At 62.5% G+C, this 13,603-nt stretch carries 12 protein-coding genes and 2 tRNA genes; 7 read left to right on the top strand and 7 right to left on the bottom strand.

The window, feature by feature from the left end; all coding sequences use genetic code 11:
- Positions 1 to 40: 40 nt before the first annotated feature.
- The 4 genes from AC3WR3_RS05050 to cydD form a co-directional block, all read right to left on the bottom strand.
- Complete coding sequence (locus tag AC3WR3_RS05050; RefSeq protein WP_202046825.1) at positions 41 to 433, bottom strand: DUF488 domain-containing protein; 393 nt, start codon at positions 431 to 433, stop codon at positions 41 to 43.
- A gap of 9 nt (positions 434 to 442) precedes the next feature.
- Positions 443 to 814 (bottom strand): Rcs stress response system protein RcsF, encoded by a 372-nt coding sequence (gene rcsF, locus AC3WR3_RS05045; RefSeq protein WP_005325859.1) that lies wholly within the window; start codon positions 812 to 814, stop codon positions 443 to 445.
- A gap of 156 nt (positions 815 to 970) precedes the next feature.
- Complete coding sequence (cydC, locus tag AC3WR3_RS05040; RefSeq protein WP_492291343.1) at positions 971 to 2,716, bottom strand: heme ABC transporter ATP-binding protein/permease CydC; 1,746 nt, start codon at positions 2,714 to 2,716, stop codon at positions 971 to 973.
- The gene (gene cydD, locus AC3WR3_RS05035) at positions 2,709 to 4,478 is read right to left on the bottom strand and encodes a heme ABC transporter permease/ATP-binding protein CydD (RefSeq protein WP_492291342.1); all 1,770 of its coding nucleotides are present in this window, start codon (positions 4,476 to 4,478) and stop codon (positions 2,709 to 2,711) included. The genes cydC and cydD overlap by 8 nt, the downstream gene beginning before the upstream one ends.
- A 201-nt stretch (positions 4,479 to 4,679) precedes the next feature.
- On the opposite strand from cydD, the gene AC3WR3_RS05030 reads away from it, so the two are divergent.
- Both AC3WR3_RS05030 and AC3WR3_RS05025 read left to right on the top strand, forming a co-directional pair.
- Positions 4,680 to 4,753 (top strand) — tRNA-Gly (locus AC3WR3_RS05030).
- A 106-nt stretch (positions 4,754 to 4,859) separates the two neighbouring features.
- Positions 4,860 to 4,934, top strand: a tRNA-Gly gene (locus AC3WR3_RS05025).
- A 120-nt stretch (positions 4,935 to 5,054) separates the two neighbouring features.
- Here AC3WR3_RS05025 and arcA read toward each other — a convergent pair.
- Positions 5,055 to 5,774 carry a two-component system response regulator ArcA gene (gene arcA, locus AC3WR3_RS05020; protein WP_010673581.1) on the bottom strand — a complete coding sequence of 240 codons (720 nt, stop codon included), beginning with the start codon at positions 5,772 to 5,774 and terminating at the stop codon, positions 5,055 to 5,057.
- A 385-nt stretch (positions 5,775 to 6,159) separates the two neighbouring features.
- On the opposite strand from arcA, the gene AC3WR3_RS05015 reads away from it, so the two are divergent.
- Positions 6,160 to 6,558, top strand: coding sequence for a DUF3293 domain-containing protein (locus tag AC3WR3_RS05015; protein WP_492291341.1), 399 nt, complete (start codon positions 6,160 to 6,162; stop codon positions 6,556 to 6,558).
- Positions 6,559 to 6,673: 115 nt separating this feature from the next.
- Positions 6,674 to 7,153, top strand: coding sequence for a putative 4-hydroxy-4-methyl-2-oxoglutarate aldolase (locus AC3WR3_RS05010; protein ID WP_247626951.1), 480 nt, complete (start codon positions 6,674 to 6,676; stop codon positions 7,151 to 7,153).
- Positions 7,154 to 7,157: 4 nt separating this feature from the next.
- Here AC3WR3_RS05010 and AC3WR3_RS05005 read toward each other — a convergent pair whose 3' ends face one another.
- On the bottom strand, positions 7,158 to 7,634 hold the full coding sequence (locus AC3WR3_RS05005) for a hypothetical protein (protein WP_205641327.1): 477 nt from the start codon (positions 7,632 to 7,634) through the stop codon (positions 7,158 to 7,160).
- Positions 7,635 to 7,801: 167 nt separating this feature from the next.
- Between AC3WR3_RS05005 and AC3WR3_RS05000 the strand changes: the two genes are divergently transcribed.
- Positions 7,802 to 8,191, top strand: coding sequence for an META domain-containing protein (locus AC3WR3_RS05000; protein ID WP_319918190.1), 390 nt, complete (start codon positions 7,802 to 7,804; stop codon positions 8,189 to 8,191).
- Between the two features lie 83 nt (positions 8,192 to 8,274).
- Here AC3WR3_RS05000 and aceK read toward each other — a convergent pair whose 3' ends face one another.
- Positions 8,275 to 10,002, bottom strand: coding sequence for a bifunctional isocitrate dehydrogenase kinase/phosphatase (gene aceK, locus AC3WR3_RS04995; protein ID WP_492291340.1), 1,728 nt, complete (start codon positions 10,000 to 10,002; stop codon positions 8,275 to 8,277).
- A 194-nt stretch (positions 10,003 to 10,196) separates the two neighbouring features.
- On the opposite strand from aceK, the gene AC3WR3_RS04990 reads away from it, so the two are divergent.
- A complete protein-coding gene (locus AC3WR3_RS04990; protein WP_492291339.1) occupies positions 10,197 to 10,889 on the top strand; it encodes a tRNA/rRNA methyltransferase in 693 nt (230 codons plus the stop codon).
- Positions 10,890 to 11,139: 250 nt separating this feature from the next.
- Positions 11,140 to 13,599, top strand: coding sequence for a bifunctional aspartate kinase/homoserine dehydrogenase I (thrA, locus tag AC3WR3_RS04985; protein WP_247626947.1), 2,460 nt, complete (start codon positions 11,140 to 11,142; stop codon positions 13,597 to 13,599).
- The last annotated feature ends 4 nt before the right edge of the window (positions 13,600 to 13,603 follow it).

Genomic DNA, 13,603 nt, shown 5'->3' with positions numbered 1-13,603 from the left:
GGCATCGAGAGATGCCCTTTTCTGTCTGGTGTGAGCGCCGCTACTCGGTGCGCATGGCGGCGCCAGCGGCGATCAGCAACTCGCGCAGGATGGCGCGATGGCAGCGGGACTCCTGCTCGCAGTAGCAGCCCACTGACAGGTTGGTGGTGTGGGAGAGGGCCGCCAGCAGCGCCAGATCGTGGCGGGCAGCGGGGCTCGCCATCTCGGCCTTGTACTGCTTGCAGAAGGCGGCCCACTGGGCCGGGGTCTCGGCGGCCTGACCGAGCTTCATGGTCTCGGCGCTGGGGGCCAGGTTGGGGAACCAGACGTCGTACCAATCCTGGCTGGCAAAATCGCTCTTGGGCACGCCGCGAGGCGGGCGGCGCACAGTGCCGATGCGCAGCCCCTCATCGGGGAGGCGGGGGCTGCCAAGGCGGACGATGGCGAGGGCCATGTCGAGACCTTACTTCTCTTCGGCCACTTTCAGCGCCTGGCCGTAGCAGATCACCTGCTTCAGGCAGCCCGGCACGTCGCTGAACTCGGCGCACTTGTCGAAGCTGACGCCGTTGCCGCCCATGTCGGCCACGCGGCGGCGGGCCAGGGTGCGGGCCTCGCCGGCATTGGGCACCGCCTGATTGGCGTCGGCCTGGCAGGACTCACCCTCGACTGTGCCGAGGTAGAGGTAGTTGAGGTCGGCGAGCTGGTTCTGCTCATAGATCCGGACGCCGCCCGGCTTGAAATACTCGTCGAAGTTTTCCTTGTCCAGATTGCTGTTGAAGGCGAAGTCGGCACAACCGGAGGCAATCAGGGGCATCATCAGGATCAGGCGTTTCATGTCGAGGTCTTGTTGAACAGTGAGGGGGCCATTATAGGGGTCAGTCGCTGCCTGCGACCAGCCCCATTTTTCGCCCGGGAGGCGAGGTGTGACGGGGATCCTGGCACTCTCCACAAGACAAGGGGCAGATCCCTGCCCCTTGTTCATTGGCTTTCATCAGGCGGGAGCCAGCCGCTGGTGCAGGCTGCGGTAGTAGTCATCTGCCAGCAACTCGTGGTGCGGGGCGCAGAGGCGGATCTTGCCCTCTTCCATCAGGGCCACCCTGTCCATCTGCTCCAGCCCCAGCAGGCGGTGGGAGATGAGCAGCAGGGAGCGCCTTGCCCCCAGCTTGAGCAGCAGGGCCATGATCTCCCGCTCGGTCTGGCTGTCGAGGCCTTCGGTCGGCTCATCGAGCAGCCAGAGCGGGGCGTCGTGCAGCAGGGCGCGGGCGATGCCGATGCGGCGGCGCTCGCCGCCGGAGAGGGGGCGGCCGCCATCCCCGAGCCAGGCGTCCAGTCCGCTCTCGGCCTCTTCATCTTCCCCTGCCAGCAGGGTGGCGAGACCCACCTGGGTGAGGACTTCGATCAGCCGCTCGTCGCTGGCGTCGGGGGCGGCCAGCTTGAGGTTGCCGCGCAGGGTATCGGCAAACAGATGCACCCGCTGGCTCACCACCGAGCAGGAGGCGCGCAGTGCCCCTTCGCCATACCGGGTCAGGGGCTTGCCATCCAGCAGTATCTCGCCGGTCTGCGCCGTCCACTCCCGGGTCAGCAGCCCCATCAGGGTGGACTTGCCACACCCTGTCTGCCCCAGCAGCGCCAGCTTCTCGCCGGGGTTCAGTTGCAGGGTGCAGCCTCGCAGCACGGGGCCGTCCTGGCCCGGATAGGTGAAGTGGAGATCCCGTATCTGCAAGGCGCCTTGAGTCGCGGGGGCTTGCTCCTCTCCCCACTCTGGTGCCTTGGCCTCCTGCAGTATCTCGTTGAGACGACGGGCCGAGGTGAGGCTGGTGGAGAGGTGCTGGAAGGCGCCCGCCAGGGGCAGCAGCGCCTCGAAGCTTGCCAGGGTGGCGAACACCATGAGCGCCGTGATGGGATCCGGGGTGCCACCGCCGACGCCGTGACCGGCGAGCCACAGCATCAGGGTCAGGGTCCAGCCGCTGAGCAGCTGGACCGAGAAGCTGGCGAGGCCGCTCACCCTGGCCATGCGGGCCTGGGCCTGGATCAGGGCCTGCTCGGCCTGTTGCAGCTCGGCCAGCGCCTTGGGGGCGGCGGCGAACATCTGCAGCTCGGCATGGCCGTCCAGGTAATCCACCATGCGGGTGCGCATGGTGGACTTCTCGGCGATGAGTCGACGACCGGGGGCGCGGCCGGCGAAATAGAACACCAGCGGCAGGGCCAGCATGCCAAAGAGCAGTATGGCCCCCAGGGTCAGCGCCAGGCGGCTGTCGAAGAAGGAGAGGAAGAACACCAGCCCGGCACAGCTGAGCAGGGCCGCTCCGATGGGAGTGACGAGGCGCAGGTAGACGTGATCCATGGCGTCGATGTCGGCCACCAGACGGTTGAGCAGATCCGCCTGACGAAAACCGGCCAGGGTGCCGGGGGAGAGGGGGGAGAGCCTTTGCCAGAACCAGACCCGCAGCCGGGTGAGTACCCGGAAAGTGGCGTCGTGGCTCACCACCCGCTCACCCCAGCGGCTGGCGGTGCGCACTATGGAGAAGAAGCGCACCCCGCCGGCCGGGGTCATGTAGTTGAAGGTGTCCCGGCTGGCGACCGCCAGCCCTGCCACGGCGGCGGCGGAGAGGAACCAGCCTGAGAGGGAGAGCAGCCCCATCCCGGCCACCAGGGTGACCAGGGCCAGCAGCAGGCCGAGGGAGAGGCTGAGCCAGTGCTGGCGGTAGAGACGCAGGAACGGCAGTAGATCAGTCATCGAGAGAATCCCCTGAACGTTGGGATAGCAGACGGGCGAAGGGCCCCTGTGCCTGGCAGAGTTGCGCGAAGTGGCCTTGCTCCACCAGCTGGCCGCGCTCCAGCACCAGTATGTTGTCCATCTGGCTGAGCTGATCGAGGCGGTGGGTGATCATCAGCAGGGTCTGGCCTTTCGCAGCGTCTTCGAGCGTGCTCATGATGGCGCGTTCGGAGTGGCGATCCAGGCTGGCAGTGGGTTCATCCAGCACCATCAACTGGGTGGACTTGAGCAGGGTGCGGGCCAGGGCGAGGCGCTGGGCCTGGCCGACGGAGAGGCCCCCTGCCTGATCCCCGACCGGATAGTCGAAACCCTTCTCCCTGGCAAATTCCCAGGCCTGGGCCCGCACCAGGGCGGCTTCCAGCTCGGCGTCGCTGGCCGTGGGCCTGGCCAGCAGCAGGTTGTCTCTCAGGGAGGCGTGGAACAGCTGGGGGTTCTGGGAGAGCCAGCCCAGTTGCAGCCGCCACTGGCTCATGTCCAGCTCGGCGAGCTCCTGGCCGTTGACACGAAGCGAACCGCGATAGGGGGCAAAGCCGAGCAGGGCGTTGACCAGGGAGCTCTTGCCGGCCCCGCTGATCCCGACCAGGGCTGTGCGCGTGCCGGCCTCAAGGGTGAAATCGATGGGGCCGACCAGCACCTTGCCCTCGGCGCTCAGCACCTCCAGGGCGCGGGCCTCCACCCTGATGGGGCCATCGGCCTGGAAGGGAGCACTCCCTGAGGCCGGTTCGCTGACCTCGGCCTCGAGAAACTCCAGCAACTGCTCGGCGGCGCCTATGGCCTGCGCCTTGGCGTGGTAGTGGGCGCCGAGTTCCCGCAGTGGCGCGTAAAACTCGGGAGCGAGAAACAGCACGAACAGGCCGGTAAAGAGCGTTACCTTGACGCCATAGTTGCCGAAGTTGAGGTGATCTATGTAGGAGAAGCCGAAGTAGACCGCCACCAGGGCCACCGCGATGGCGGCGAAGAACTCCAGCACGGCCGTGCTCAGAAAGGCGAGCCGCAGCACCTCCATGGTGCGCTCCCGAAAATCTTCCGAGGCGTCGCGAATGGCTTCACCCTCCGCCTGGGTACGCATGAAGAGCTGCAGGGTACGCAAGCCCTTGAGGCGATCGAGGAAGTGGCCGGAGAGCCGCGCCAGGGACTGGAAGTTGCGGCGGTTGGCATCGGCGGCGCCGACGCCAACCAGGATCATGAAGAGCGGGATGAGGGGCGCGGTGCCGAGCAAGATGATGCCGGCGGCCCAGTTGACCGGGAACACGGCCACCAGGATCACCAGGGGGATGAAGACGGCTATGGCCATCTGGGGCAGATAGCGGGAGAAGAACTCCTGCATCTCTTCGATCTGCTCGAGCAGCAGGCTGGCCCAGCTGCCGGCTGGGCGGCGCTGGATATAGGCAGGGCCGAGGCGGGCGAGGCGGGTGAGCACCAGTTCGCGGATGGCCTGGCGCACCGCACTGCCCGCCCTGAAGCTCGCCACCTCACGGCCATAGGCCAGCGCGGCCTTGGTCAGGGTCACCAGCAGCAGGGTAATGAAGAGGGGAATGGACTGCTCGGGCGTGGTGCTCTCGATGATGAAGCCGTGGAGCAGGGTGGCCAGCAACCAGGCCTGCATCACCATCAGTATGCCCTGGCCCATGCCCAGACCAATGGAAAGACCGATCCAGCGCCGGCCATGGCCCGATTGTTTGCGCAACCAGCCATAGAGATGTTTCTGCTTGTTCTTGTCCATTATCACCCTCCTCGGTCGAGTGGCGCAAGACTATCGTCGCCCCCACGGCTTGGCAACCTCGCAGATCCGGGAGTGTGAACGTCTTTGTTTGAAAAAGCAGCGCCATGCTCAATAGTTGGCCGAACAGCTTGATTTATGGCAAAAAACACGAAGGCGGTGATTGCGCTCGCCGGCAAAATGCATATAGTAGAGGCCACTGACGCGGGTGTAGTTCAATGGTAGAACGGTAGCTTCCCAAGCTGCATACGTGGGTTCGATTCCCATCACCCGCTCCACATTTTCTGATACCCGGTACCTGTCCCGTCTCGTTGCTGCCTCCTTCTGGCACGTCTCTTCAGACGCCGATTCCATGCCTTGTATCTGCTGCGTTCCTGATGCCTTGCGGGCATCGTATAATGGCTATTACCTCAGCCTTCCAAGCTGATGATGCGGGTTCGATTCCCGCTGCCCGCTCCAGCTTTCATGCAAAAAGCCCACTCGACTGAGTGGGCTTTTTGTTTTGGCGGATCCGCGCGGTGACGGCGGCCGGAAACAGAAGAGGCGCCCGCAGGCGCCTCTCGCTTCACCGGGCAGGGATTATTCCTGCTCCAGCTCGCCACAGAAGCGGTAGCCTTCGCCATGAATGGTGGCGATGATCTCCGGGGTGTCGCCCACGCTCTCGAAGTGCTTGCGAATGCGGCGGATGGTGACATCCACGGTACGGTCGTGGGGCTTGAGCTCACGGCCTGTCATCTTCTTGAGCAGCTCGGCACGGGTCTGGATCTGGCCCGGGTTTTCGCAGAAGTGCAGCATGGCACGGAATTCGGAGCGGGGCAGCTTGAACATGTCGCCCGCCGGGCTGACCAGGGCACGGCTGTTGATGTCCAGCGCCCAGCCATTGAACAGGTAACGCTCCACCAGCTTCTTCTCTTCGCCACCGGCGGCCACGTTCATGGTGCGGCTCAGCAGGTTGCGGGCACGTATGGTCAGCTCGCGGGGATTGAACGGCTTGGTGATGTAGTCATCTGCGCCTATCTCCAGCCCCAGGATCTTGTCCACTTCGTTGTCACGGCCGGTCAGGAACATCAGGGCGATGTTGTCATCTTCACGCAGCTCGCGTGCCAGCAGCAGGCCATTCTTGCCCGGCAGGTTGATGTCCATGATCACCAGGTTGATGGTGTGACTGGTCAGGGCCTGATGCATCTCGTCGCCATTGTTGGCTTCCAGCACTATGTAGCCTTCGGCCTCGAAGATGCTCTTGAGGGTGTTGCGGGTGACCAGCTCGTCTTCGACGATCAGAATATGTGGTGTTTGCATGAGTATTCCCAGATTCTTATCAGTTAATTATCGAAATTTTAACACTCTTTGGCGTTATCCGACCGGTCCTGAAAATTTATTACGTCATCCTGGGTATGAATATCAGGTCGAATCATCGCGAATTTGGTATCTATGTTGGCAAACATCCCTGTGCCGCACATAGGCTCTCAACAAGTCTGATCGAGAGGAGCCTGGAAGGGTAGTCCATTACAAAAGTTGCTGCATTTTATCAGTTAACAGGCGCATAACAACACTCTTTGCCGTCAGATAGCAACTTTTTAACTCAGGTTTGATATAAGTCAATCCCGAGGTTCGCTGCATCATACTTGGGCTGGCCCGCTTTTTCGCCCTTAAGAAATGTAATGGGATGCAACATGTGGTTGACATGACTTTGTGGGAAAACTACAGAAATGTGTGTTTTATTGCCCCCTTCGCCCCGCCCCCCTGGCCTGCCTACGCCATCGTCACGGCCTGGAATCCGGCGAGTCGGTGGCTGGGGATACGCCGCAACGCCCGGCGTCAACGCGCACTGTCACGTCAGCTTGCCGATGCCCTGGTGATGGGGCCCGTGTGGGGCAGCGATCCGGATGAGCGCTGGCAGGAGGCATCCCTGTTGCTGCGTCTTCCTCGGGCCGAGGCCATTCGGCTAGCCACCCGCTTTGGCCAGAACGCCCTCTACTGGGTGGAGGAGGGCGAACTCTGGCTGGTGCCCGTCCTGCTGAAGGGAGCACCATGCCACCTTGGCAAGCTGGCGTCCCGCTGGACTCTCAGAACCTCTGCATGATGAGAGGCTGAACGGGTTACACCATACGGGGATAGCGGCTGCTTGCTGGATTGTCAGGCTGTCCACATGATGAAAGAATGAGCGGACTCATTCACTCCATGGAAGGATGCTGACAATGTTGGATCTACTGCCCGACCTTTGCGATCAACATGGCGATGCCCTGCAGGTGGCAGAGCCGCTGTTTCACGATTATGGCGGCAAGCCGCTGTTTTACGGCCAGGCGGTCACCCTCTCCTGCTTCGAGGACAACAGCCTGGTGCGCGAACTGGTCAACCGTCCAGGTCATGGCAAGGTGATGGTGATCGACGGGGGCGGCTCCCTGCGCCGGGCGCTGCTGGGGGATCAGCTGGCCATCAAGGCGGTGGAGCAGGGATGGGAAGGGATCCTTATCCACGGTGCGGTGCGGGATGTGGGCACCCTGGCGACGCTGGCGCTCGGGGTCAAGGCGCTGGCGGCCTGTCCGGTCAAGACCGAGAAACGCGGACAGGGGGAGCTGGATGTGGTGCTGTCGTTTGCCGGGGTGAGCATAGCGCCAGGGGACTATGTCTACGCCGATCTCAATGGCGTGCTGGTCAGTGGCGCCAGGCTCCTCTGAGCCCTCAGAAGTTGAACCCCACCCCCAGGGTGAGGAACTGCTCCGTGCTGAAGGCACTGAGGCCGTAGTTGGCCGTGATGGCCAGCTGCGGCGTCACCAGCAGGCTGCTGTTGAGCTCCACCAGGGTGCTAGCCTTGCTCACCTCCAGCTGCTTGAGCTGGCTGCCAATGTTGAGCGAGGGGGAGAGGCGGTAACGCACCCCCGAGCTGATATTGAAGCCGGCCTGTTCGCTGTGGCGGCCCACCGCGGGCCCGGCCTCCATGTAGAGGCTGATGTCATCCTCTACCGGATACTGGTAGCCGGTGTTGATGAGCCAGATATCGAAATGGTCGCCGGTATGGGTCTGGTTGCCGAGCAATACGCCGGAATAGCTTTTCACGTAGAGCTGGCTGTCTGATTCGGTCTGGAGAAGACTCCAGTCGGCAGCCTGGGCCGAAAAGGCGAGGCTTGATGCGAGTGCGATAACGAGAGACTTGACCATTCGTTTCCCCTCCCTGGGTCCGAACAGGACTACAAGCATGGCACATGCCAGCAGGGAGTAAAGGGAACCCCGATCACAATAAAAGAGTTTTAATCGGCGCCAGAGTCGTGATAAACAGGCCCCCTCACTCTGTGTCTTCACGACTTTCTCCATCACGAGGTGAACTCATGAACAAGAAACTGACCCTGCTGGCCGCGCTGGCTCTGGGAGGCTGCGCCATGGCAACGGGTTCCACCCTGGCAGAGCTGCAAGCATCCACCTGGCAGTTGCAAGGGGCGAGCGGTGATACCTTCACCCTGCAGGTCGCCGGCGACAAGGTGGCGGGCAAGGGCGGCTGCAACCGCTACTTTGGCGGCATCACCCAGCAGGGCGACGGGGTATTGACGCTGGGCGCCATGGGCTCGACGCGCATGATGTGCGCGGGGGAGCTGGCCGGCAAGGAGATGAGCTACCTGCAGACGCTGGAGAAGGTGGCGAGCTTCCAGATAAGCGGCAAACAGCTGGTGCTGAAGGATGCCGACAAGGCCACGCTGTTGACCTTCGATGCGGTGAAATAAGCGGGTTTGTCGTCAGGGGCTGTCGCAGCCTGACGCCAGAAAAAGGGACGCCACGGCGTCCCTTTTTGCTGTTTCAGCCGGGATCATCCGCCCCGCTGAAAGCGAAAGCGCTTCTTGCGCCTGTAGGGATAGACATCCTCGAACACCCCCTCCTTGATGTTGCCCTGCAGCATCTTCCAGTAGTTGGCATCGAACAGCTCCTTGTGCAGCTGCATCATGATCTCCCGCACCTGGGGCTTTTGCAGCAGGAAGGTGGCGAACTCCTCGGGGAAGATGTCGTTCGGGGCCACCGAATACCAGGGCTCGGCGCTCCACTCGTCCTCCGGGTAGCGCGGCGGCGGGATCTGGCGGAAGTTGCACTCCGTCATGTAGCAGATCTCGTCGTAGTCGTAGAAGACCACCCGGCCGTGGCGGGTCACGCCGAAGTTCTTGAACAGCATGTCCCCGGGGAAGATGTTGGCCGCCGCCAGCTGGCGGATGGCGTTGCCGTACTCCTCCAGGGCGAGCCGGGTCTGCTGCTCGTCCGCCTGATCCAGATAGAGGTTCAGCGGGATCATCTTGCGCTCTGTGTAGAGGTGCTTGATCACCAGCTTGTCGGCGGTGATGGTGAGCGCCGAGGGGGCCACCGACTTGAGCTCGGCCAGCAGTTCGGGGGAGATGCGGTCCAGGGGAAACTCGAAGTTGGTGAACTCCTGGGTGTCGGCCATGCGGCCCACCCTGTCGTGCTGTTTCACCAGCCGGTATTTCGCCTTCACCTGCTCGTGGCTCACATCCTTGGGCGGGGTGAACTCGTCCTTGATCACCTTGAACACCACGTCGTAGGAGGGGAGGGTGAACACGCTCATCACCATCCCCTTGATGCCGGGGGCGATGACGAATTGCTCCCGGCTCTGGGCCAGGTGCTGCTGGTAGTGACGATAGAGTTCGGTCTTGCCGTGCTTCTGGCAACCGATGGCGTTGTAGATCTCGTAGTCCGGCTTGCGGGGCATGATCTGGCGCAGGAAGAGCACGAACAGGGCCGGCACAGGGGCATAGACCATGAAGTAGGCGCGGGCGAAGCCGAATACGATGGAGGCCAGCTCAGGCTCGAAGATGACGGTGTCCACATAGATGCTCTGGCCCGTGCTGAGCAGGGGCAGGATGAAGGGATGCACCTCGTCCTTCACCCGAATGAGCCCCACCAGGTAGGCCCCCTTGTTGCGGTAGAACACCTCCTTGAGCAGCTCGATGGCGAACGGCTCCTCGTGCAGTATGGCCGGGCCGCTCTCCGCCAGATGGCGATGAATGTCGATGATGTCCCGCTGCTTGTCCTCAAAGGGCAGGGTGAAGCTGTAATCCCCGAGCAGCTGGCTCAGGGTCTGGGGCAGGTGGGCAAGGTCGGTGCGATAGACCCGCAGCAAGGCGCTCAGATCCGGGTGCTCACCCCGACTGCGAAAGGGGTGGATGTAGAGGTTCTCGTCGCGGATGTTGCGATGGCGGAAGATCCGGCGATAGACGGAGTTGAAGAAGGACTCCGCCACCTCGAAGTTCTCGCAGCGGGGCAGCAGATCGCTGAAGGCCCCCTTCACCTGCTTGAGCAGGGCCTGGGTCGGCAGCTGCTCCCCCATCATCTGCTTGATGAGGGCCGTGGTGGCGCCGACGTGATGATCATAGAGGCGAATGCGCTCGCGCCCGGCGAGCTGCACCCCCAACCAGTCGCTGTTCTCGAAGCGGCTCTTGCTGCCCTGGGTTATCTCGAGAAAGCGGCTGTAAAACGATTCGAAACGCTGCAAGATCGTCTCGGCGACCGCCTGTTCCAATGGCTGCTGCATCTCTCTCTTCCTTGTGATGTATCGGGCCCATGGCGTCTGTGCCGCTAGGCAAGGGGCTCACTCGTCCGGCCACTATGGCAACATCCAAACATCTGTTCAAGTGGCAATGTTCGGGGATAAACGGTAGATTGCGCCCCTGTTTTGCCGGCGGTTTGCTGCAGTTCGCGGCGCTGGCCCTGTTCAGGAGAAACCCGATGAAACTCTATTTTGTACTGGTGGCCCCCGCTCGCGCGGCGAACGTGGGTGCGGCCGCCCGCGCCATGAAAACCATGGGCTTCGATGCCATGCGACTGGTAGGGAGCCGGGTACACGAAGAGGAGGAGGCGAGCTGGGTCGCCCATGGCGCCCAGGAGATCCTGACCGAGGCAGCAGCCTTCGACACCCTGGAAGCGGCCCTGGCCGACATGGATCTGGTGGTCGCCACCACGGCCCGCCAGCGCGGGCGCTATCAGCACTACCTCACCCCGGCCGAGATCCGCGATCAGATCCGCGCCAAGCCCTCCCTTGGGAAGGTGGCCATCGTCTTCGGTTGCGAGGAGTCGGGTCTCTCCAACGAACAGCTTGCCCAGGTGGATCTCATCAGCTATCTGCCCCTCAAGGTGAGTTATCCGTCCTTGAATCTGGGGCAGGCGATCATGCTGTATGCCTACGAGATGAGTCCCCTGCTGGACGAACCCCAGGCAGTAGCAGAAAATTTTGATGGTGCCGGGCAGGTTCGCGTACTCAAATCAAAAACAGCAGAATTGCTTGGTGAACTCGGAGTTTCTCAGGATGAAAAACTGCATAAATGGGTGATGGACCGAGTGCCCATGCTGCCGCAGCGGGATCTGAATATGCTGCATCTGCTCTGCAAAGACCTCGCCCGCAAGTTTGGCAAGGAGGTTTAGGTTGACAGCCCAAGGTCCGGCAAGGTATTGCTAACAACCAGTTTCGTTCAAGAGTGTTCGTTATGCAGCTATTCACCAACATCATCACCATCACCATTATTACCGGTACCACCACAGGTGGCACTGGGGCCGGTTGATGCGCTGACGAACAAGCACAGAAATCTTAAAAGGCCCGTACCCACCCAGTACGGGCCTTTTTGTTGGATTGGTTTTTAGATTGAATTTCATAGATTTACAGGGAGAGAAAGCGATGAGAGTGTTGAAATTTGGCGGGTCGTCACTGGCCGACGCAGAGCGTTTCTTACGGGTCGCCGATATCGCGGTGAACACCCACGGCCAATCCCAGGTTGCCCTGGTGCTGTCGGCACCGGCCAAGGTGACCAACCACCTGGTCGCCCTGGTGGAACAGACCAGTCGCGGCATGGATGCAAGCAGTACCCTGTTCGAGATCAACGGCATCTTCTCCCGCCTGCTGGCGGGCTTGAAGGCAGCCTACCCGGCGCTGGATGACAAGGCGCTGCAGGCTCGTCTCACCGCCGAGCTGGATCAGGTGGAGCGCCTGATGCAGGGCATCCGCCTGCTGGGGCTCTGCCCGGACAACGTCCAGGCCCGCATCCTGAGCCGGGGGGAGAACCTCTCCATCGCCTTCATGCACGAGTTGCTGCGGGTGCGCGGTCTCGAGCTGGATCTCATCGTGCCGGAGCAGCTGCTGGTCACCGACGGCGGCTATCTGGAGGCTCACGTCGACATCGAGGCCTCCCGCCTGCGCTTTGCCGCCAAGGGCTTGCGCTCCGACTGCCTCTACCTGATGCCGGGCTTCACCGGCGGCAGCGACAAGGGCGAAACCGTGCTGCTGGGCCGTAATGGGTCGGATTACTCGGCCGCCGTCTTGGCCGCCTGCGTGGACGCCGAGTGCTGCGAGATCTGGACAGACGTGGAGGGTTGCTACAACTGCGACCCGCGCCTGGTGCCAGACGCCTACCTGCTGAAAACCCTCTCCTATAAAGAGGCGATGGAGCTCTCCTATTTCGGCGCCAAGGTGCTGCACCCGAAAACCATCGCCCCCGTGGCCCAGTTCCACATTCCCTGCCTCATCAAGAACAGCTTCAACCCGCAAGGGCCGGGCACCCTGATCGGCGTCGAGCAGGGGGATGACGACCTGAAAGTGAAGGCCATCTCGGATCTCTCCGGCATGTGCATGTTCAACGTCTCCGGCCCCGGCATGAAGGGCATGGTGGGCATGGCCGGTCGCATCTTCTCCGCCGTCTCCCGCGCCGGGGTCAGCATAGTGCTGATCACCCAGTCATCCTCCGAGTACAGCGTCAGCTTCTGTATCCACAGCTATGACAGCGACAAGACCCGCAAGGTGCTGGAGCGCGAGTTCGAGCTGGAGTTCAAGAACCAGCTGCTGGATCCGCTCGAGATCATGACAGATCTCGCCATCATCTCTCTCATCGGGGATGGCATGCGTACCTCCAAGGGGATGGCGGCGCGCTTCTTCACCTCTCTGGCCCAGGCCTCCATCAACATAGTCGCCATCGCCCAGGGCTCGAGCGAGCGCTCCATCTCCGCCGTGGTGCGGGATCGCAAGGTGGCGGAAGCCATCAAGGCGTGCCACCAGAACTTCTTCGGCAGCCAGCAGTTCATCGATCTCTTCGTGGTCGGTGTGGGTGGCGTCGGCGCGGCCCTGGTGGATCAGATTGCCCGCCAGCAGCCGGTCTTGGCCGAGCAGGGCACCGGCCTGCGGGTGGTGGGTATCGCCAACAGCCGCCAGATGGCGGTCAACAAGGATGGCCTGAGCCTCGCCAACTGGCGTGAGCAGCTGGTGGAAGCCCGTGACAGCTTCAGCCTGGAGGCGGTGAAGAAGCTGGTGGAAGAGAGTCACCTCATCAACCCGGTGATCGTCGATTGCACCTCGAGCGAGGCCGTTGCCGTCCAGTATGCGGACTTCCTGGCCGCCGGTTTCCACGTGGTCACCCCGAACAAGAAGGCCAATACCGGCTCGCTCGATTACTACAAGGCGCTGCGCCGCACCGCCCGCCAGACCCGCCGCAAGTTCCTCTACGAGACCAACGTGGGCGCCGGCCTGCCGGTCATCGAGAACCTGCAGAACCTGATCAAGGCCGGCGACAAGCTGCGCGCTTTCGACGGCGTGCTGTCCGGTTCGCTCTCCTTTATCTTCGGCAAGCTGGACGAGGGGATGGCGTTCTCCGAGGCGACCAATATTGCCCGTGGCAACGGCTTCACCGAGCCGGATCCCCGCGACGATCTCAACGGCATGGACGTGGCCCGCAAGCTGCTCATTCTGGCCCGCGAGGCCGGCATGGCGCTGGAGCTCTGTGATGTGGAAGTGGAGCAGGCATTGCCGCCCGGTTTTGATGTGAGCGGCGACGTGGAGTCCTTTATGGCCCGCCTGCCGGAAGCCGACGGCTGGTTCCGCGACCAGTTCGCGGCCGCCCAGCGGGAAGGCAAGGTGCTGCGCTACGTCGGCTCCATCGAGGGTGGCAAGTGCAAGGTCGCCATCAAGGCGGTCGGTGCCGACGAGCCCCTGTTCAAGGTAAAAGACGGGGAGAACGCGCTCGCCTTCTTCTCCACCTATTACCAGCCCATCCCCCTGGTGCTGCGCGGCTATGGCGCAGGGACCGAAGTGACCGCCGCCGGTGTCTTCGCCGACGTGCTGCGCACCCAGAACTGGAAGCAGGAGCTGTAACATG

The sequence above is a fragment of the Aeromonas sp. EU05-FHT14A05 genome, assembly GCF_058791175.1.
This window is presented reverse-complemented; position numbering and strand designations above follow the sequence as displayed.

Coding starts and splice junctions, on each gene's coding strand:
- AC3WR3_RS05010 (WP_247626951.1), top strand. CDS start 6,674: ATGTTGGATCTACTGCCCGACCTTTGCGATCAACATGGCGATGCCCTG.
- AC3WR3_RS05015 (WP_492291341.1), top strand. CDS start 6,160: ATGACTTTGTGGGAAAACTACAGAAATGTGTGTTTTATTGCCCCCTTC.
- cydC (WP_492291343.1), bottom strand. CDS start 2,716: ATGACTGATCTACTGCCGTTCCTGCGTCTCTACCGCCAGCACTGGCTC.
- rcsF (WP_005325859.1), bottom strand. CDS start 814: ATGAAACGCCTGATCCTGATGATGCCCCTGATTGCCTCCGGTTGTGCC.
- AC3WR3_RS05050 (WP_202046825.1), bottom strand. CDS start 433: ATGGCCCTCGCCATCGTCCGCCTTGGCAGCCCCCGCCTCCCCGATGAG.
- AC3WR3_RS05000 (WP_319918190.1), top strand. CDS start 7,802: ATGAACAAGAAACTGACCCTGCTGGCCGCGCTGGCTCTGGGAGGCTGC.
- thrA (WP_247626947.1), top strand. CDS start 11,140: ATGAGAGTGTTGAAATTTGGCGGGTCGTCACTGGCCGACGCAGAGCGT.
- aceK (WP_492291340.1), bottom strand. CDS start 10,002: ATGCAGCAGCCATTGGAACAGGCGGTCGCCGAGACGATCTTGCAGCGT.
- AC3WR3_RS05005 (WP_205641327.1), bottom strand. CDS start 7,634: ATGGTCAAGTCTCTCGTTATCGCACTCGCATCAAGCCTCGCCTTTTCG.
- arcA (WP_010673581.1), bottom strand. CDS start 5,774: ATGCAAACACCACATATTCTGATCGTCGAAGACGAGCTGGTCACCCGC.
- AC3WR3_RS04990 (WP_492291339.1), top strand. CDS start 10,197: ATGAAACTCTATTTTGTACTGGTGGCCCCCGCTCGCGCGGCGAACGTG.
- cydD (WP_492291342.1), bottom strand. CDS start 4,478: ATGGACAAGAACAAGCAGAAACATCTCTATGGCTGGTTGCGCAAACAA.